16 protein-coding genes and 1 tRNA gene are annotated in these 17,492 nt (G+C 72.0%); 6 read left to right on the forward strand and 11 right to left on the reverse strand.

Translation table 11 applies throughout. The annotated features are described in order from the left end of the window. The first annotated feature begins 84 nt into the window (after nt 1–84). Nucleotides 85–158 (forward strand) — tRNA-Pro (locus WA762_RS17995). A gap of 251 nt (nt 159–409) precedes the next feature. On the opposite strand, the gene WA762_RS18000 is transcribed toward WA762_RS17995, so the two are convergent. Beyond that, nucleotides 410–913 (reverse strand): FBP domain-containing protein, encoded by a 504-nt coding sequence (locus WA762_RS18000; protein ID WP_335936818.1) that lies wholly within the window; start codon nt 911–913, stop codon nt 410–412. A 255-nt stretch (nt 914–1,168) separates the two neighbouring features. On the opposite strand from WA762_RS18000, the gene WA762_RS18005 reads away from it, so the two are divergent. Continuing rightward, a complete protein-coding gene (locus tag WA762_RS18005) occupies nt 1,169–1,339 on the forward strand; it encodes a hypothetical protein (RefSeq protein WP_335936819.1) in 171 nt (56 codons plus the stop codon). A 487-nt stretch (nt 1,340–1,826) separates the two neighbouring features. Further along, nucleotides 1,827–2,630 carry an SGNH/GDSL hydrolase family protein gene (locus WA762_RS18010; RefSeq protein ID WP_335936820.1) on the forward strand — a complete coding sequence of 268 codons (804 nt, stop codon included), beginning with the start codon at nt 1,827–1,829 and terminating at the stop codon, nt 2,628–2,630. 157 nt (nt 2,631–2,787) lie between these two features. Here the strand turns inward: WA762_RS18010 and WA762_RS18015 are convergent, their stop codons facing one another. Both WA762_RS18015 and WA762_RS18020 read right to left on the reverse strand, forming a co-directional pair. Further along, nucleotides 2,788–3,177 (reverse strand): nuclear transport factor 2 family protein, encoded by a 390-nt coding sequence (locus WA762_RS18015; RefSeq protein ID WP_335936821.1) that lies wholly within the window; start codon nt 3,175–3,177, stop codon nt 2,788–2,790. Nucleotides 3,178–3,232: 55 nt separating this feature from the next. Further along, nucleotides 3,233–4,069 carry a class I SAM-dependent methyltransferase gene (locus WA762_RS18020; protein WP_335936822.1) on the reverse strand — a complete coding sequence of 279 codons (837 nt, stop codon included), beginning with the start codon at nt 4,067–4,069 and terminating at the stop codon, nt 3,233–3,235. Nucleotides 4,070–4,276: 207 nt separating this feature from the next. Here WA762_RS18020 and WA762_RS18025 point away from each other — a divergent pair, with 207 nt between their 5' ends. Then, nucleotides 4,277–6,127, forward strand: a complete 1,851-nt coding sequence (locus WA762_RS18025) for a S9 family peptidase (protein ID WP_335936823.1) — start codon at nt 4,277–4,279, stop codon at nt 6,125–6,127. A gap of 93 nt (nt 6,128–6,220) precedes the next feature. Beyond that, nucleotides 6,221–7,126, forward strand: a complete 906-nt coding sequence (locus WA762_RS18030) for an SURF1 family protein (protein ID WP_335936824.1) — start codon at nt 6,221–6,223, stop codon at nt 7,124–7,126. A 309-nt stretch (nt 7,127–7,435) separates the two neighbouring features. On the opposite strand, the gene WA762_RS18035 is transcribed toward WA762_RS18030, so the two are convergent. The 7 genes from WA762_RS18035 to WA762_RS18065 form a co-directional block, all read right to left on the reverse strand. Then, entirely contained in the window at nt 7,436–8,962 is a 1,527-nt protein-coding gene (locus WA762_RS18035; RefSeq protein WP_335936825.1) for a hypothetical protein, read from the reverse strand. A 179-nt stretch (nt 8,963–9,141) separates the two neighbouring features. Then, nucleotides 9,142–9,717, reverse strand: a complete 576-nt coding sequence (locus tag WA762_RS18040) for a SigE family RNA polymerase sigma factor (RefSeq protein ID WP_335936886.1) — start codon at nt 9,715–9,717, stop codon at nt 9,142–9,144. A gap of 580 nt (nt 9,718–10,297) precedes the next feature. Continuing rightward, nucleotides 10,298–11,362 (reverse strand): aspartate-semialdehyde dehydrogenase, encoded by a 1,065-nt coding sequence (locus tag WA762_RS18045; RefSeq protein ID WP_335936826.1) that lies wholly within the window; start codon nt 11,360–11,362, stop codon nt 10,298–10,300. Continuing rightward, entirely contained in the window at nt 11,359–12,630 is a 1,272-nt protein-coding gene (locus tag WA762_RS18050) for an aspartate kinase (protein WP_335936827.1), read from the reverse strand. Before WA762_RS18050 ends, WA762_RS18045 begins: the two co-directional genes overlap by 4 nt. A gap of 624 nt (nt 12,631–13,254) precedes the next feature. Continuing rightward, nucleotides 13,255–13,914 (reverse strand): DUF5063 domain-containing protein, encoded by a 660-nt coding sequence (locus WA762_RS18055; RefSeq protein WP_335936828.1) that lies wholly within the window; start codon nt 13,912–13,914, stop codon nt 13,255–13,257. Between the two features lie 119 nt (nt 13,915–14,033). Beyond that, on the reverse strand, nt 14,034–14,633 hold the full coding sequence (recR, locus tag WA762_RS18060) for a recombination mediator RecR (protein ID WP_335936829.1): 600 nt from the start codon (nt 14,631–14,633) through the stop codon (nt 14,034–14,036). 383 nt (nt 14,634–15,016) lie between these two features. Then, nucleotides 15,017–15,352: a YbaB/EbfC family nucleoid-associated protein gene (locus WA762_RS18065; protein ID WP_335936830.1), complete on the reverse strand. Its 336-nt coding sequence runs from the start codon at nt 15,350–15,352 to the stop codon at nt 15,017–15,019. Between the two features lie 364 nt (nt 15,353–15,716). On the opposite strand from WA762_RS18065, the gene WA762_RS18070 reads away from it, so the two are divergent. After that, entirely contained in the window at nt 15,717–16,514 is a 798-nt protein-coding gene (locus WA762_RS18070; RefSeq protein WP_335936831.1) for an SLATT domain-containing protein, read from the forward strand. 195 nt (nt 16,515–16,709) lie between these two features. On the opposite strand, the gene WA762_RS18075 is transcribed toward WA762_RS18070, so the two are convergent. Beyond that, complete coding sequence (locus WA762_RS18075; protein WP_335936832.1) at nt 16,710–17,360, reverse strand: hypothetical protein; 651 nt, start codon at nt 17,358–17,360, stop codon at nt 16,710–16,712. Nucleotides 17,361–17,492 lie beyond the last annotated feature (132 nt).

Below are 17,492 nucleotides of genomic sequence, written 5' to 3' on the forward strand. Positions count from 1 at the left end.
TCGGCCGCAGAGGCAAAAGTGGATTTCGTCTGCGGCCCGGGGTGGGCTACAGTATTCGATGTCGCCAGGGAAAACGGCGGCGATCGGGGTGTGGCGCAGCTTGGCAGCGCGCTTCGTTCGGGACGAAGAGGTCGTGGGTTCAAATCCCGCCACCCCGACAGTGATACCAGGAAGGGCCTGATCCATTCAATGGATCAGGCCCTTCCTGGTATTGAGGGCGTTGAAGCTCGGTCCGAGCCCGGGACCGCCGCCCGGATCTGGCTACGGGCCCAATGTGTGCGCCGCATCGCCTCCGGACACCTCATGCCGGACACCGTGTGTCGAACGCCACCGTGGGCCCCAGGTCTCGGGCGACCGGGGCCACGGAGGCAGTGGGTGTCGCGGGCCGTCGCCGGGTCCGTAGGGCGGTTCAGGCAGCGGTGACCTTGGCGACGAAGGCGTCGAGGTTGTCCGACATGCGGGCCAGGCGCTCGTCCAGGTCGAGGCTCTCCTCGTACCGGCCGGCGCGCAGCTTCGGCTGGCGCTTGCCGCGTACGTACAGGGGGCAGGCGAGGTCCTCGCAGACGTAGATCCCGACCGTGTTGCCCTCGCGGCCGCGGGGGCCCGCGAGCGGAGCGGCGAGCAGGGTGACACCGGAGGACGCGTGACCGGTCAGACAGATCTGGCAGAGGCTGGACTTCACGGCGCTGGTACGCCTCACGGAGGGCACCCGCAACGAGATTCCCAGCGGGCCCTGCGGCCGGGGCAGCACCAGGTGGGCCCTCAGTGGCGCCCCCGGATCCACCCAGCCCAGGAAGTCGAGGTCCTCCCAGGGGAGTTCGTCGAAGTCGAGCGGCAGCCTGAGTCGTGCCGCGTCCCCCTTGGTGCAGTTCACGAAGGACGAGCGGATCTGTTTCTCACTGAGCGGTTCCACAGCGGTCGACCATAAGCCCGACGGGCGGGGCCCGCATTCGAATATCGGCGGCGGCCGGACGGCGGCTTCGCGGCCGACGCGCATCACGTAGTGCGTCCGATCACCTGCGAACGGTGAGGGTTTTCGGTGGCCGCACCCGGAGGCATGCCGGCCTCCCGGAAGAACGCTTACCAGGATGCCTGATATGCGGCCTTTGCGCGTGCGTGTGAACCTGGTAGTGGCCCATCGTCCGGATCCATCACAGGAGGCACGATCGTGGGCAAGAAGCAGAGTCGGCAGAACCGCGGCGGGCGCACCGGTGGCCACGAACGCAGCGCCGCTTCGGAGCCGAGGGAGAAGACGCGGCCGACGACCAACCAGGACACGGTGCGATCGATCTCGGAGCAGGTCTCTCACCGGAAACAGCGGAGGTTCGGCCACAACTGACCCCCGCGGACCCCGTTCCCGACCACAACTGATCGCATAGACCCAGACCCACCGCCCTTCGCGGCGGCGTCCCCACAGGGCGCCACCGCGGGGGGCGGTTTCTTGTCGCTCGGCGGCCATTCGCCGCGCGGGCAGCCCTCGTCACGGCCATGGGCAGCCTGGTGATCCCGATGGCCGACCTCGATGCCGGATGCGCCCAAGAAGGGGCTCGGTGATCGCTTCGGCGGACCGGGCGTCCCGTACGGATCCGTAGCTCACCCCGCCCAACCACGCCACGCACCCCACCACGCTCCACCAGCCTCGTCATGCCCCACCGCGACGCGTCGGCGGGGGCTGTCTACGCGCGGAGCTCAGGCGAACGAACGATCATTCGGGCATATCAGACCAGTTCTCGCGCGGCTATTACCGGCGGGTACTCGGAGCTGCTAGAAACATGGCGCTCCATCAACCCCCCACCCACCCCCCACACTTCGGAGGGCTGACAGCCGTGTCCGTACGGAGATTCCGGGCGTCCGCTTCCACTCTGGTCCTCGCCGCCGCAGCCGCTCTGGGAGTCGCCCAGCCGGCATCCGCGAACTCGGCCGCCGTCGGCGGGTACGTCGCTCTCGGCGACTCGTACTCGTCCGGCGTCGGCGCGGGGAACTACCTGTCCGACAGCGGCGACTGCCGTCGCAGCACCCAGGCCTACCCCTACCTCTGGGCCGCCGCGAACTCGCCATCCTCCTTCGCCTTCGTCGCCTGCTCGGGCGCCACGACGAGCTCCGTGGCGAACAGCCAGCTGGGCGCGCTCAGCTCCTCCACGGGCCTGGTCAGCGTCACCGCGGGCGGCAATGACGTGGGCTTCGCCGACGTCATGCAGGACTGCGTGCTGTCCAGCGAGGCCACCTGCCTGAGCAGCGTGGGCTCCGCCGTGTCCCAGGTGCAGAACTCCCTTCCCTCCCGCCTGGGTTCGCTCTACGCCTCGATCAAGTCGCGTGCCCCACAGGCGCACGTGGTGGTGCTGGGGTACCCGCGCTTCTACAAGCTGAGCGGAAACTGCGTCGCCGGACTCTCCGAGAAGAAGCGGGCGGCCATCAACAACGCGTCCGACATCCTGAACGGCGTCATCGCCAAGCAGGCGGCCGACGCCGGGTTCACCTTCTCCAGCGTGGTGGACGAGTTCACCGGGCACGAGCTGTGCTCCGGAGACGCCTGGCTGCACAGCGTGTCGATCCCGGTCTACAACTCGTACCACCCGAAGGCGGCCGGCCAGTCGAGCGGCTACCTTCCGGCGTTCCGCTCGGCCGCGTAGCGCCGCATGGCACCGTGGAGCGGCAGGACGGGCACGCGCGCGGTCACGCGGCCGGGCCGGTGGCCGTCGTGCCGCCCGGCCGCCCCGTGCCCGCGCGTCGGCCCTCGTACGCCGTTCCACCGGGCCGCCCAGGCACCGGCGCGCGGGCGCGCGCGCTTCAGTACCGCTCGACCAGGTGCTCCCGGCCCGCCGGGGGCTCGTAGGGCTCGGGCCAGAAGGCGGTGATTCCGGCTATCCGCCCCCGTGCGTCGAACGTGAAGAAGTGGACGGCGGGCGACTCCTGCCGGCCCGCCGTGAACAGCGTCCGCGCGGCCGCCTGCCGCCCGTCCCGGTCGGCCACGATCCGTTCGACGCGGACGTGCCACTCCCCCGGGTGCTCCCGGTTGAATCGCGCGTACCGCTCCTTGCCCCGGACGCGTTCGCGGGTCTGCGGCAGGTCGAACAGCACGTCGTCGGCGAGCGTCGCGGCGAAGGCGTCCCAGTCGCGGTTCTCGGCCGCGGTCCAGTACGTCTCCACCGTGGCGCGCGGATCAGCAGTCGTGGTCATGGTCCGAGTGTGGACCCCACCACTGACAACGGCCCGTCCGCGGCCGCGGACGGGCTCAGGAGCCGGCCGGGCGCGACGCCTTGATCGAGTACATCAGCGGAATGCGCGGCCGGTCCGCGGGGAAGCGGTAGAAGCCGTCCGGCTGCTGCTCCAGCGCCGCGAAACGGGCGAAGAGCGAGACGTCGTGCTCGTGCAGGAACTCGATCCGCAGGCCCGTGGCGGCCAGTGCCGAGACCACGTCGCCGATCGGATGCTGCCATTCGACGCTGCGGTTGTGGACGGTCGGCGCGTCGAAGTCGGCGTAGGTGCCGGGAGTTTCCTCCACCCACGCGTCGCGGCTGAAGTAGTCGTGGACGATCTGCCTGCCCGTCGAGTCGTCCAGGCAGTCCGTGAGCGGGTGGAACTCCGCGAGGTAGAGGAAGCCTCCCGGAGCGACCAGCGAGGCGGCGGTCTCGGCCCAGCGCCGGGTGTCCGGCAGCCAGTTCAGGGCGCCGACGCCGGTGTAGACGATGTCGTACGAGGAGTCCGGGACGGCCTGCGCCGCGTCGTGGACGTCGGCGGTGACGAACGCCGCTTGGTCCTGGGTGAATCCGAGCTCACGGGCCAGACCGCGCGCCACCTCGACGGCCGGCTCCGAGAAGTCCAGACCGACGACGCGCGCCGCGCCGTTCCGCGCCCAGGAGAGGGTGTCCACGCCGATGTGGCACTGGAGATGGAGCAGTGACTTGCCGGTGACGTCACCGACCTCCGCGAGTTCGAAGTCGCGCAGGGCTTCCTTGCCGGCGCGGAAGGAGTCGAGGTCGTAGAAGTCGCTCGCGACATGGATGGGGACCCGCTCGTCCCAGCGCGCGCGGTTGGCATGTCGCCAGTCGTCGGGGGTCTCTGCATACATGCCGGGAGGTTATCCACAGGCTGAGGACGACGCGAACGAATTGTCGGCGTTCCGGCGCAGAATGGGGGCATGACTGAGATCACCGGCTCGACGGCTTCCCCTGCGGCTTCCCCGGCGGCGTCCTCCGCCCGGACGACCGCTCCCGCGCCCGCACGCCCATCATCCGGTTCCGGACCCGCTTCCGCGGCTGGGGAGGGGGCCGGGTCCGTGCCGGTGTGGGAGCAGCGTTTCCGGGCTCCCAGGGTGTCGTTGCCGGACTGGGCGGAGGACGCCCCGGACCGCGCGCTGTTCGTCTCCAACGCGACGGGGACGCACGAGCTGTACGCGTGGGACCGCGCCACCGGCGAGCAGCGTCAGGCGACCGACCGGCCGAACGGGACGACGGAGGGTCTGCTGACGCCGGACGGCGAGTCGATCTGGTGGTTCCACGACACCGACGGGGACGAGTTCGGGGTGTGGATGCGCCAGCCCTTCCACTGCCCCGGGGGCGGGAAGCCGGTGGACGAACCGGCGGCGCCCGGTCTCGGCCCCTCGTATCCGGCGGGGCTCGCGATCGGACGCGACGGCACGGCGGTGATCGGCCGCTCGACCGACGAGGACGGGACGACGGTCCATGTCGTGCGCCCCGGGTCCGCCCCGGTCGAGATCTACCGCCACCGCGAGTCGGCCGGCGTCGGGGGGCTCAGCCATGACGGGACGCTGATCGTGCTGGAGCACACCGAGCACGGAGACGCGATGCACTCCGCGCTGCGGGTGGTGCGGCCGGACGGGTCCGTGGTCGCGGAGCTGGACGACACCGAGGGAGGGACCAAGGAGCTGGGGCTGTCCGTGCTGGGCTTCGCGCCCGTCGCCGGCGACAGCAGACTGCTGGTCGGGCATCAGCGCCGGGGGCGCTGGGAGCCGATGATCTGGGACCCGCTGACGGGCACGGAGACGGATCTCGCGATCGACCTGCCCGGCGATGTGGGCGCCGAGTGGTATCCGGACGCCTCCGCGCTGCTGATCGTGCGCGGCTTCGAGGCGCGCAGCGATCTGTGGCGGTACGAGCCGGGTGCGGGCGGGGCCCTCGTCCGGGTGGAGACGCCCGCGGGTTCGGTGTCGGGCGCCACGGCCCGGCCGGACGGCACGGTGGAGTACTTGTGGTCCTCGGCCGAGCGGCCGCCCGTCATCCGGTCCACCTCGGGGGCGGTCGTGCTGGATCCGCCCGGGCCGAAGGCCCCGCCGTCCGTGCCGGTGGAGGACGTGTGGGTGGAGGGGCCCGGTGGCCGTGTGCACGCCCTCGTGCAGCGGCCCGCCGCCCCGGCCGAGGGGCCGTTCCCCACCGTCTTCGAGATCCACGGCGGGCCGACCTGGCACGACAGCGACGCCTTCGCGTCCGGCCCCGCCGCCTGGGTGGACCACGGCTACGCGGTCGTCCGGGTCAACTACCGCGGTTCCACCGGGTACGGCCGCGCCTGGACGGACGCGCTCAAGCACCGGGTCGGGCTGATCGAGCTGGAGGACATCGCCGCGGTGCGGGAATGGGCGGTGTCGTCGGGGCTCGCGGACCCGGCGAGGCTGGTCCTGGCGGGCGGTTCCTGGGGCGGCTATCTGACCCTGCTGGGCCTCGGCACGCAGCCGGACGTCTGGGCCGTGGGCCTGGCGGCCGTCCCGGTCGCGGACTACGTCACGGCGTACCACGACGAGATGGAGGACCTGAAGGCGCTGGACCGCACGCTGCTGGGCGGCACGCCGGAGGAGGTTCCCGAGCGTTTCACGGCCTCGTCGCCGCTGACGTACGTCGACGCCGTGCGGGCGCCGGTCTACATCTCGGCGGGGGTCAACGACCCCCGCTGCCCGATCCGCCAGATCGAGAACTACGTGGACCGGCTGAAGGAGCGCGACGCCGTACACGAGGTCTACCGGTACGACGCGGGGCACGGCTCGCTCGTCGTGGAGGAGCGGATCAAGCAGTTCCGTCTGGAGCTCGACTTCGCCCGGCGCCATCTGGCCCCGGACGCCGCCGCCGTCCCCGGCTCCGCGTCCGGTCCGGCGTCCCGTCCGGCGTCCGAGAAGTGAGGGAGGAGTGAGGAGCGGGTCGTCGGGAGGCGGGCGGGTGCGTAGCCGGTACCCCGCGCCGGGGGAAGGGAGCCGTGCCCGTACCGTGGAGGGGTGTACCGGTTCCTGCTGACCCCGCGGTGGTGGGGGATCAACCTGTTCGTCGTGCTGGCCATCCCCTTCTGCGTCCTCATGGGGACCTGGCAGCTCGGCCGCTTCGAGGACCGCGTGCAGACGCACAACGCCGCCGAGGCGCAGCCGGCCCCGGGCACGAAGGCCCCCAAGCCGATCGACGACCTGCTGCCCGTCGACACGGCGACCTCCGGCCGTCCCGCCACGGCCACCGGCCGGTACGCGGACCAGTTCCTGGTGCCGGACCGTGAGCTGGACGGCAAGAAGGGCTTCTACGTCCTGGGCATGCTCCGTACGGACAGCGGCAAGGCTCTGCCGGTGGTGCGCGGCTGGCTGCCGGGCGAGGCCGGACGCACCGCCGTGCCGGACGCGCCGACCGGCACGGTCACGGTCACCGGCGACCTCCAGGCGTCGGAGAGCTCCGGCACCACGGGGGTCCATGCCGCGGGCGGGCTCCCGGACGGCCAGGTCGGCATCATCGGCGCGGCGTCGCTGCTCAACCTCGTCCCGTACGACGTCTACGACGCGTGGGTAACGCTCCAGGACACCGGCGCGTCCGGCGGGCTGCGTCCGGTGCCGGCCGCTGCGCCGCAGGGCACCGGGCTGGACCTGAAGGCGTTCCAGAACCTGGGCTACACCGGTGAGTGGTTCGTCTTCGCCGGGTTCGTGCTCTTCATGTGGTTCCGGCTGGTCCGGCGCGAGGCCGAGGCCGCACGCGATCTGAAGCTCGGGCTGATCGAGGGGCCGGACGCGGGTGCGGGCACGGATGCGGATGCGGGAGTGGTCCTGGCGACGGGTACGGGCGCGGGCGCGGCCGCGGGGGCGGGCGCGGATGCGGCCCCGGACGCCGAACCTGACAAGGGCGACAAGAACGAGGTCCCGGTCTAGGCCGAGACAGAGGCCGTCCCGGTCCAGGCCGGGACGGAGGCCAAGGCCGCGGCCGGACCGAGGCCGACGAGGAAGCGGACGCGGTCCTGGCCCCGAGCGCGGTGTCGAGTGTGGCGGCCCCGCCGGGCGCGTGTCTGAACGCGGTCACCGGCCCCGCTGGTCCCGGGCGCACGCCCGAGCACGGTCCCGGCAAGCGGCAGGCGGCAGGCGGCAGGCGGCAGGCGGCAGGCGGCAGGCGGGACAGGGTGCCCTTACAGCAGGAGCGCCCTGACACGTGTAGGTTCCGTGGCGTGTGCCGGTGGCCCGGCCTCATGTGGCGGGGGCCAGCACCCCGGTCCGGTAGATCGTGCCCGCGCAGGCGTTGGAGATCTTCGTCTCCGCGACCGGCGCCCCCGCCTCCGGCGTGTGCGTCACCGCGACGCTGCCGTCCTGCAGTCCGCCGCCGTCCTCGCTGCCGAGCTGCGCGGCCGTCGCCACGGCCCCGTCTCCGGAACCGGTGCTGGGACCGGCCGCGGAGCCGCCGTTCGCGCCGCCCGTGCCCTCCGTCGGCGTCGGGCTCGGTGAGCCCCCGGCGACCGGGCAGGTGTCCTTCGGCACCCAGGCGAACCGCACCTCGTACGCCATGGACGGCTTCAGCGCCACGGCGCCCTGCTCCTGCGAGGGGTCCGGCAGCCCGGGCGCCGCGTCGCCCGCGGCGTGCTGGACGACCGTGATCCTGGCCGGGTCGGCCGCCCCCAGGGCCTGGAAGCCGATGCTTCCGGCGCTCTTCACCGAACAGTCGACGTCGGAGACGTTGGCGATCCGGAAGGTGCCGTACACGGTGCCGTCGGGGCCCGCCGCGCCCGCCTGGGCGGAGGCCACGCCGAGCTGTCCCGGGTCGCAGACCGGCGGGACGGACGCCGCGGAGGCGGCCGGGTCGGAGCCTCCGCCGGCCAGGTTCCCGTCGGCGCCCAGACTGTCGCCGCCGGACGGGCTGCTCGTGCTCACGGGGTGGTCCGGGTCGTCGGTGTCCTGTCCGTCGGAGCCGCCGCCGTGTTCCTTCCGCCCGGCTCCGGTGCCGCTCTCCGTGCCGTTGCCGCCCTGCGCCTGCTCGCCGTGACCGGCCATGGCGGGGTTGGCGGTGTCCGAGCCGTCCGAGTTCGCGACATGGACGAACGCGGGGATGGCGGTGCCGATGAGCAGTGCGGCGGCCGCCATGCCTACGACGGCCTGCCGCCGTCTGGCACGCCGGGCGGGCACCGCTCGGCGCAGCTGGTCGAGAGCGCCGTCGCCGGGCTCGATGTCCCGGACCGCCCCGTGCAGCATGCGGCGCAGTGCGACCTCATCCAGGAGGTCCGGTGCGTCCGAGCCGCCGTCACCGCGCGAACCGAAGCCCACGACCGTCACGGAGCCCGCGCCGGAGCCGACGCCCTTCTTCGCGGGGGCGGCCTCGTCCGTACCGGAGCGCGTGCCCGTCACATCGGAGCGCTTGTCCGTCGCACCGGAGCGCTTGTCCATCACACCGGAGCGCTTGTCCATCACACCGGAGCGCTTGTCCGTCGCACCGGAGCGCGTGCCGGTGCCGCCCGCGGGCGCGTCCGCGCTCCCGCTCGCGCCCGGCTCCGGCTCCGCCTCGGGGCCGGTGGCCGTCCGCGCGTCGGGGACCACCGCCATGTGCGCCCGTACGTCCGGGATCGCGTCGGCCGGCACGTCCCGGGACGCGTCGGCCCGTACCCGTGCGTCGGAGTCGGGGCCCGCCCCGGGGCCGGCGTCCGAGCCCACCCGCGCGGCCGTGCCGGGGGTCGTGGCCGGCGTCCCGTCCGAGGTCGCGGCGGCTTCCCGCTCGTCGTTCACCATCGCGTTTCCAGTCCGCCCGGACCCGGGCTCCCGCCCCGGGCCGCTGCCGCGACCGTCCGCAGAGCCGCTCTCGGAGCCACTCCTGGGACTTCTGGGGCTCCCGGGGCCCTCGGGGCCTCCACCGCCCTCGCGGCGGCTCTCGTTCTCGTGTGTCCGGTCGTTCCCGCTGCCGTGCCGGCTCATCCCTGTGCCTCCATCACGACACGCAACGCCGCGATCCCGCGCGATCCGTAAGCCTTGACCGAGCCCAGGGATATCCCCAGCGTCTCGGCGACCTGAGCCTCCGTCATGTCCGCGAAATAACGCAGCACCAGCACCTCCCGCTGGCGTCGTTGCAACCCACGCATCGCCTTGATCAGGGCGTCCCGCTCCAGCTGGTCGTACGCGCCCTCCTCCGCGCTCGCCATGTCCGGCATGGGCTTGGACAGCAGCTTCAGCCCGAGGATGCGGCGGCGCAGCGCGGAACGCGAGAGGTTGACGACGGTCTGACGCAGATACGCCAGGGTCTTCTCCGGGTCCCGTACCCGGTTGCGCGCCGAGTGCACCCGGATGAACGCCTCCTGCACCACGTCCTCGCAGGACGCGGTGTCGTCCAGCAGGAGCGCGGCGAGGCCGAGCAGCGAACGGTAGTGGGCGCGGTAGGTCTCGGTGAGATGGTCGACGGTGGTTCCGGCAGCCACGCCCTCCTCAGCGCCCTCGCGCGGGGACGACAACCGGGTGGGACGCGCGGCGGGCATGGGCGCGATCACCGGCATGCCGCCGGGCGCACGGGGCCGCCTGAGCGGACGCACCGAAGCGCCGCGCAGGGGGCCCACCACTGTGATGTCGAGAACCTCTGCCACGCCAGTTGGACACGTTTCCCCCCATCAGGGTTGTACGCGCGCGACACCGCGTTCGACGCGGTGCGACCTGCCCTCATACGTACCCGCTCTTCCCCAAATGCCCCGAATATGCGCCCTGTCGTGCAAGAAGTGACCGCATAGACGCGCACTTTCCGGCCGCCGGTTGCGACGGACCGAAAGGTCATCGTCGGATACCTCGACACCCCAGCTCAAGAGGTTCAGACTTTCAACTTGCACACAGGGAGTTCACAGATCGTACAAATCAGGTTCGATCAGACTCGGCCAGACCAGATCGGATGCGGATCACACCCGGATCACGCCCGGGCTCACACCCCGGATCACGTCCGGATCGGGCGTGGGTCAGGCACGGATCACGCCTCCGATCGGGCGTGGATCACGCTCCGATCAGGCACGGCTCAAGCACCGATCAGGCTCGGACCAGGCATTGACCAGGCACTGACCAGGATCGGACGAGGCGCGGATCAGGCCCGGATCAGGCGCGGGGGAACTCCGCGGCCACCGCCTCGGCGATCTGAGCCACGTTCAGCGCGGCCCCCTTGCGCAGGTTGTCGCCGCAGACGAACAGGTCCAGGGCGCGAGGATCGTCCAGCGACCGGCGCACCCGGCCGACCCACGTCGGATCGGTGCCGACGACGTCGGACGGCGTCGGGAAGTCCCCCTCCGCCGGGCTGTCGTAGAGCACCACGCCGGGCGCCGTGGCGAGGATCTCGTGGGCGCGGTCGACCGCGACCTCGTTCTCGAACCGCGCGTGCACGGACATCGAGTGCGTCGCGACGACCGGCACGTAGACACAGGTCGCCGCCACCCGCAGGCCGGGCAGCCCCAGGATCTTGCGGCATTCCTCACGGATCGCCAGCTCCTCCGACGACCAGCCGTCGCCCGCGTCGGTCCCGGCCCAGGGCACCACGTTGAGGGCCACCGGCGCGGCGAAGGGGCCGTCCTGCGCGTCCCCGACGGCCCGGCGCACGTCCCCCGGACGGGTGCCCAGCTCGGTGCCGGCCACCAGCGACAGCTGTTCGCGCAGCGCGGCCACCCCGTCGCGGCCCGCGCCGCTCACCGCCTGGTACGAGGAGACGACCAGTTCCCGCACCCCGAACTCGGCGTGCAGCGCGCCGACCGCGACGATCAGCGCGAGCGTCGTGCAGTTCGGGCTCGCGACGATGCCGCGCGGCCTGATCCGTACGGCGTGCGGGTTGATCTCGGGCACGACCAGCGGAACGTCCGTGTCCAGCCGGAACGCGGCGGAGTCGTCGACGACGACCGCGCCCTTGGCCGCGGCGATCGGCGCCCACTGGGCGGACACGTCGTCGGGCACCAGGAACAACGCCACGTCGACGCCGTCGAAGACGTCCTCGGCGAGCGGAAGGACCTCGCTCTCCTCACCGCGCACGACCAGTTTGCGGCCGGCCGAGCGCGGCGAGGCGATCAGTCTCACCTCGCCCCAGACATCCGCGTGCTGCGAGATGATCTGGAGCATGACGCCGCCGATCGCCCCGGTCGCTCCGACGACCGCGAGCGAAGGGCGGCGGGCGGTCATCGGCCGGTGCCCCCGTAGACGACGGCCTCGTCGGAGTCGCTGTCGAGCCCGAAGGCGGTGTGCACGGCGCGCACGGCCTCGACGACGTCGTCGGCGCGGGTGACGACCGAGATGCGGATCTCGGATGTCGAGATCAGCTCGATGTTCACACCGGCGTCCGAGAGCGCCTCGAAGAAGCCCGCGGTGACCCCGGGGTTGGTCTTCATACCGGCGCCGACCAGGGAGATCTTCGCGATCTGGTCGTCGTAGCGCAGCGACTCGAAGCCGATGGTGCCGCGGTTGCGCTCCAGGGCGTCGATGGCCTTGCGGCCCTCGGCCTTCGGCAGTGTGAACGAGATGTCGGTCAGCCCGGTCGACGCGGCGGAGACGTTCTGCACCACCATGTCGATGTTGATCTCCGCGTTCGCGATCGTGCGGAAGATCGCGGCGGCCTCACCCGGCTTGTCGGGCACGCCGACAACAGTGATCTTGGCCTCGGAGACGTCATGGGCGACTCCGGAGATGATCGCGTGCTCCACCTTCTGGTCCCCTCGCGGCTCGTTGCTGACCCAGGTCCCGCGCAGTCCGGAGAAGGACGAGCGGACGTGGATCGGAATGTTGTAACGGCGTGCGTACTCCACGCACCGGTGCAGCAGCACCTTGGAACCGGACGCGGCCAGCTCCAGCATGTCCTCGAAGGAGATCCAGTCGATCTTCCGGGCCTTCTTCACGACCCTCGGGTCGGCGGTGAAGACCCCGTCCACGTCGGTGTAGATCTCGCAGACCTCGGCGTCCAACGCGGCGGCGAGCGCGACCGCGGTGGTGTCGGATCCGCCCCGGCCGAGGGTGGTGATGTCCTTCTTGTCCTGGGACACGCCCTGGAACCCCGCGACGATCGCGATGTTCCCCTCGTCCAGCGCCGTGCGGATCCGGCCCGGCGTCACATCGATGATGCGCGCTTTGTTGTGGACCGAGTCGGTGATGACGCCCGCCTGGCTGCCCGTGAACGACTGGGCCTCGTGGCCCAGGTTTTTGATCGCCATCGCCAGCAGGGCCATGGAGATCCGCTCTCCCGCGGTCAGCAGCATGTCGAACTCGCGCCCGGCGGGTATCGGGGATACCTGCGCGGCGAGATCGATCAACTCGTCCGTCGTGTCGCCCATCGCGGACACCACGACAACCACCTGGTTGCCGCTCTTCTTGGCATCGACGATTCGCTTGGCGACGCGCTTGATGCCCTCGGCATCGGCTACGGAGGAGCCTCCGTACTTCTGCACGACAAGGCCCACGTGCGCTCCTCGCTCAGTCCGTTACTGCGGTCGACTCAGTTTAACGAGCGGCCCGAAATCGCCCTGTCGATACCACATGGTGAGATGTCCCGCTCACCACGTGATCATCGGCGTGCCGTCCCGAGCCGCTCGTACGGGGCTGCTGCCCGCCGATCGGGGGCGACACTCCCAGGTGTGGCCCAGCCCACACACGCACACGCCGGACCGCGCCCCGCCGCGCCCCGCCGCGCCCCGCGAGGGACCCCCTCCAGCGTGGATCGGAATCCCCCGGTCCGCCCGTCGGAACCCGCGGGCGCCGCCGTACGGGAGGGCCGGTGGCCCGTACGGGGCGGCCGACGCCAGGGCGCGCGGGCGTCGCGGTCGCCGCCGCCCGGGACGCGTCCAGCCGTCGGACGGCACGGCTCGCCCCGCGGCTCGGCGCACGGCCCCGAGCGGGAGGGAGATACAGGGCCCCGGGCAGGGGGAGACGCATGCCCCGGGCAGGGGGAGACGCATGCCCCGGGAAAGACGGAGAAGACGCAGGGGGCGGGGGGACACGACACACGGCGGCCGGCCACGTGCACCGCGCACGATGTCAGAGGACCCGCGGGAACGCCCGCGGGAGCGCGCCGGAGTACGCGAGGGCTACTGGACCGGGCGGAGCCCCAGCGGGCCCGCGATCTCCTCGGCCATCACCCGGCCCGCCTCCTCGGCGAGGTCGTCGTCGATGGTCTCCGAGTCGGTGTCCAGCCCGTCCAGCTCCTGGAGGGGCTGGTTGAGGCGGATGTGGGCGATCAGGGACTGGAGGGCGCGCAGGGCGGCGGACGCGGTGGAGCCCCAGTTGGAGAAGTACGAGAACTGCCACCACCACAGGGCCTCGGTGACCCGGTCCTCCTCGTAGTGGGCCAGGCCGTGGCGCAGATCGGTGACGAGGTCCGCGAGGTCGTCCGAGATGCGGGCCGGGACCGGCGCCTTGCGCGGCTCGTACGGGTCGAAGACCTCGGAGTAGACGTCGATCGGCTCCAGCAGGGCGGCGAACCGCTCGCGCAGCCCGTCCGCGTCCGGCTCGGCGCCCAGGTCCGGCTCGTAGCGCTCGTCGGGGACGATGTCCTCGTACGCGCCCAGCCGCCCGCCCGCCAGCAGCAGCTGGGAGACCTGGAGCAGCAGGACGGGCACGGCCTCCTCGGGCTCCTCGACCTTCGACACCTCGGTGACCGCGACGATGAACGTCTTGATCTGGTCGGCGATCTGGACGGCGAAGTCGTCCGGGGCCTGCGTGACGGAGTTCAGCGTGGCGTCAGACATCGAGGAGACCTCCCGTGGGCACGGTCGCGAACGCTGAGTAGAACATAGCGTCGCTGAACGCGAAAACACCGCGAGTCGCGACAATGGTCACCGTTGGTACATCTGGTGACATGAAAGCGTCACACATCGAGCAGACGCCTCCCCTCGAAGGCGCGGCCCAGGGTGACCTCGTCGGCGTACTCCAGGTCGCCGCCCACCGGCAGGCCGCTGGCCAGCCTGGTGACCCGCAGGCCCATGGGTTTGACCATGCGCGCCAGGTACGTCGCGGTGGCCTCGCCCTCCAGGTTGGGGTCGGTCGCCAGGATCAGCTCCGTGACGGCGCCGTCGGCGAGCCGGGCGAGCAGTTCACGGATGCGCAGGTCGTCGGGGCCGACGCCCTCGATCGGGCTGATCGCGCCGCCGAGCACGTGGTACCTGCCCCGGAACTCGCGGGTCCGCTCGATCGCGACGACGTCCTTCGGCTCCTCGACCACGCAGATGACCGCCCGGTCGCGGCGCGCGTCGCGGCAGATGTTGCACTGCTCCTGCTGGGCGACGTTGCCGCAGACCGAGCAGAACCGGACCTTGTCCTTGACCTCCAGGAGGGCATGGGCGAGACGGCGCACATCGGTGGGTTCGGCCTGCAGGACGTGGAACGCGATCCGCTGGGCGCTCTTGGGACCGACGCCGGGCAGTCTGCCCAGCTCGTCGATGAGGTCCTGGACCACGCCTTCGTACAACGGAAACGCCTTCCTCTTCCTGTTCCCGCACGGTGCGCGGGCGGTGGCCGCGGACGGCGGGCCACGGGGTGGCCGGGGCCGTGCGCCGCGGACGGTGTGCCACCGGCGGTGGAGCGCGCGATGGGATCGGGCTATGAGTACAACTTACGAGTTCCCGTCGCCGGCCAGAAGCCCGGAGCGGTCCGAAGGCCGAGCGGGCCGGTCCGGGGCGCGCGGCACGGCGGTCGCCCGCTCCGGACCGCGCGTCCGCGCCCACTCGCGGGCGCGTGTGCACGCGCGGGTGGGCGCGCGGCGGCCCTTCAGACCGGGCGCGCGGCGGCCTCGGACCGGGCGCGCAGGGCTCAGAGCGGGAGCGCGGCGACTCAGAAGCGGGAGCGCGGCGGTCAGAAGGGGAGGCCGGGCACACCGCCCAGGCCCTGGGCGAGCGGGCCCAGCTTCTGCTGCTGGATCTGCTGGGCGTTCTCGTTCGCCGCCTGGACCGCGGCGACGACGAGGTCCGCGAGCGTCTCGGTGTCCTCCGGGTCGACGGCCTTCGGGTCGATCACCAGAGCGCGGAGCTCGCCCGAGCCGGTCACGGTCGCCTTCACCAGACCGCCGCCCGCCTGGCCCTCGACCTCGGTCCTGGCCAGCTCCTCCTGGGCCGCCGCGAGGTCCTGCTGCATCTTCTGAGCTTGCTGCAGCAATTGCTGCATATTGGGTTGACCCGCACCGGGAATCACGGTCACTCCTGGCAATTCGACGACGAAAAAACTCGGTACGCCGAGCCTACGTGGTCACCGCGCGGCCCGCCCCACCCGCTGGCGGGCAACTCTTTCGGGTGAGTTTCGGTCAGCGTCGACCTGACGCCCATACCTGATCACAGGCCCCCCGCGCCCGGGCCCGCCGCGATTCCGACGCCGCCGCCCACCATTCGGCGGTAGGAAGGGCGTACGCGTCAGGGCACACAGGCACACCGGCCGTCACGCAAAGTTACGTGAGCGGGACAGCCGGCCGCGCCGGAGAGCAGTGATCACAGCACCGCCGAGACCACCGCCGCACATCAGGCGTCACCAAGCAGAATGCAGAACGCAGAGGAGTACCCCGGTGAGTCAGCCGGAGATGCAGCCCGAAGGGCCCCGCAACGAGTCCGGTCCGGCCGGCTCGGCCGGTTCCTCCGGTTCGGGCTCCGGCGTACGCGGCCGCGTTGCGCGGGGCCGGGACGGGGACCTGACCGGCACGCCGTTCCCGCTCGGCGACTGGGGTGAACCCGCCGAACGCCTCGAAGAGCTGTACCGCTGGGTCGAGGACGAGGCGCTGCGCACCGCCGACTGGTATCTGAACGACCGGGTGGGGAAGCGGCGCGCCGCCAGGGCGCTGCGGATCGGCGCGGCGGCCGGGGCGGTCGCGGGCACCGCCCTGCCCCTGCTCGACCTCACCCGGGCGCTCCCCGGGGCCGCGGGGTGGGGCTATCTGTCCCTGTTGCTGGGGGCCGCGTGCCTGGCGTGCGACCGGTACTTCGGCCTCACCTCGGGCTGGATGAGGAATCTCGCCACCGCCCAGGCCGTGCGGCGGCGTCTGCAGACGCTCCAGTTCGACTGGGCCTCGGAGTCGGTACGGGAGGTGCTGGGGCCGACCGAGGGGACGGCCAGCGAGGCGGCCGAACGCTGCCTGGGGGTGCTGCGGCGGTTCTCGGAGGACGTCACGGAGCTCGTCCGGAACGAGACCGCGGACTGGATGGTGGAGTTCCGGGCCGGGCCGACGCCGATGGGTCTCCAGGCCCTGTCGTCCGGCAGCGGGTCCGGCGGGCGCACGGACCAGAACGCGCAGCCGGGGCGGTTCCCGATGCAGACGATCGCCCGGCCGAACATGCCGCGGCAGCGGCCCCCGGAGTCCCCGCGGTGAACGCCACCGCGGCGAACGCCGCCGCGGGGCGCGGAGGGGGAAGCAGAGCCGGCCGGCTCGCACGTCCGCGACGGGCGCGGGATTCGGAAGTGCGCGACGGACGCGGGATTTCGGAATCCGTGACGGGTGCGGGACACGGAACGCGTACGGCTCCGGTGCGTCCGGCCGGGCGGCGGGCCGGACGCACCGGACCGGTCAGCTGAAGACGATCATCGAGCCCTGGGCGAGGCTGCGGGTGACGGCCGCGTGCAGGCCGAGCCAGACGTGCCGTTCCCGGGCGAACGGACTGTCGTCGTACGGGATCGGGGCCGCCGGCTCCTCCAGTTCGGTCGGCGCGGCGGGCGGCAGCGGGGCGACCGGCGGATTCGCCGGGTCGATGCCGAGGGACGGGGCGACGAATTCCAGCTCCCTCAGCAGCCCATGGCTGGAACCGAGCGGGCCGCCGCCCGCGAGCAGGTCGTCGTCGGAGAGCGGGGCGGCGAAGTCCAGCGGAACGTACGCGCCCGCGTGGTCGTAGTGCCAGACCAGGTGGGACTGACGGGCCGTCGCCTCGAACATCTCCAGCAACTGCTCGTAGTCCCCGCCGAGTTCGTCGACGGGTGTGACGGCGAGGCCGCTGAGCTGGAGCAGATAGGCGCGGCGCAGGAAGTGCAGGGCGTCGTAGTCGAAGCCGGCGACCGGCGCCACGTCGCCGGTCAGGCCCGGCATGTACGCGTACACGGGGACGGGCGGGAGTCCGGCCTCGCCCAACACCTTGTCGTAGGCGGCGATCTCTTCGGCGAACGGGTTGTCGGGGCTTTGGCACAGCACATCGACGAGGGGGACCAGCCACAGGTCACAGGCCACGAAGTCTCGCTCTCCAGCGGGTGCGCAACGGAATTTCACAACGGTCGGAACAGCGTAATGCGGGGGGCATGTCGCGCACAGTGGCGGTGGCCCGAAGGAGTACGCCGGCACGCGTGCCGGAAGCCTTCGCTG

The sequence above is a fragment of the Streptomyces tyrfis genome (assembly GCF_037034285.1).
Lineage (GTDB): Bacteria > Actinomycetota > Actinomycetes > Streptomycetales > Streptomycetaceae > Streptomyces.

Bases quoted from the DNA above. Each gene is read 5' to 3' on its own strand.
- WA762_RS18040 (WP_335936886.1), bottom strand. From the start codon at position 9,717: ATGCCGGTGATCGCGCCCATGCCCGCCGCGCGTCCCACCCGGTTGTCG.
- WA762_RS18015 (WP_335936821.1), bottom strand. From the start codon at position 3,177: ATGACCACGACTGCTGATCCGCGCGCCACGGTGGAGACGTACTGGACC.
- WA762_RS18055 (WP_335936828.1), bottom strand. From the start codon at position 13,914: ATGTCTGACGCCACGCTGAACTCCGTCACGCAGGCCCCGGACGACTTC.
- WA762_RS18035 (WP_335936825.1), bottom strand. From the start codon at position 8,962: ATGGTGAACGACGAGCGGGAAGCCGCCGCGACCTCGGACGGGACGCCG.
- WA762_RS18045 (WP_335936826.1), bottom strand. From the start codon at position 11,362: ATGACCGCCCGCCGCCCTTCGCTCGCGGTCGTCGGAGCGACCGGGGCG.
- WA762_RS18020 (WP_335936822.1), bottom strand. From the start codon at position 4,069: ATGTATGCAGAGACCCCCGACGACTGGCGACATGCCAACCGCGCGCGC.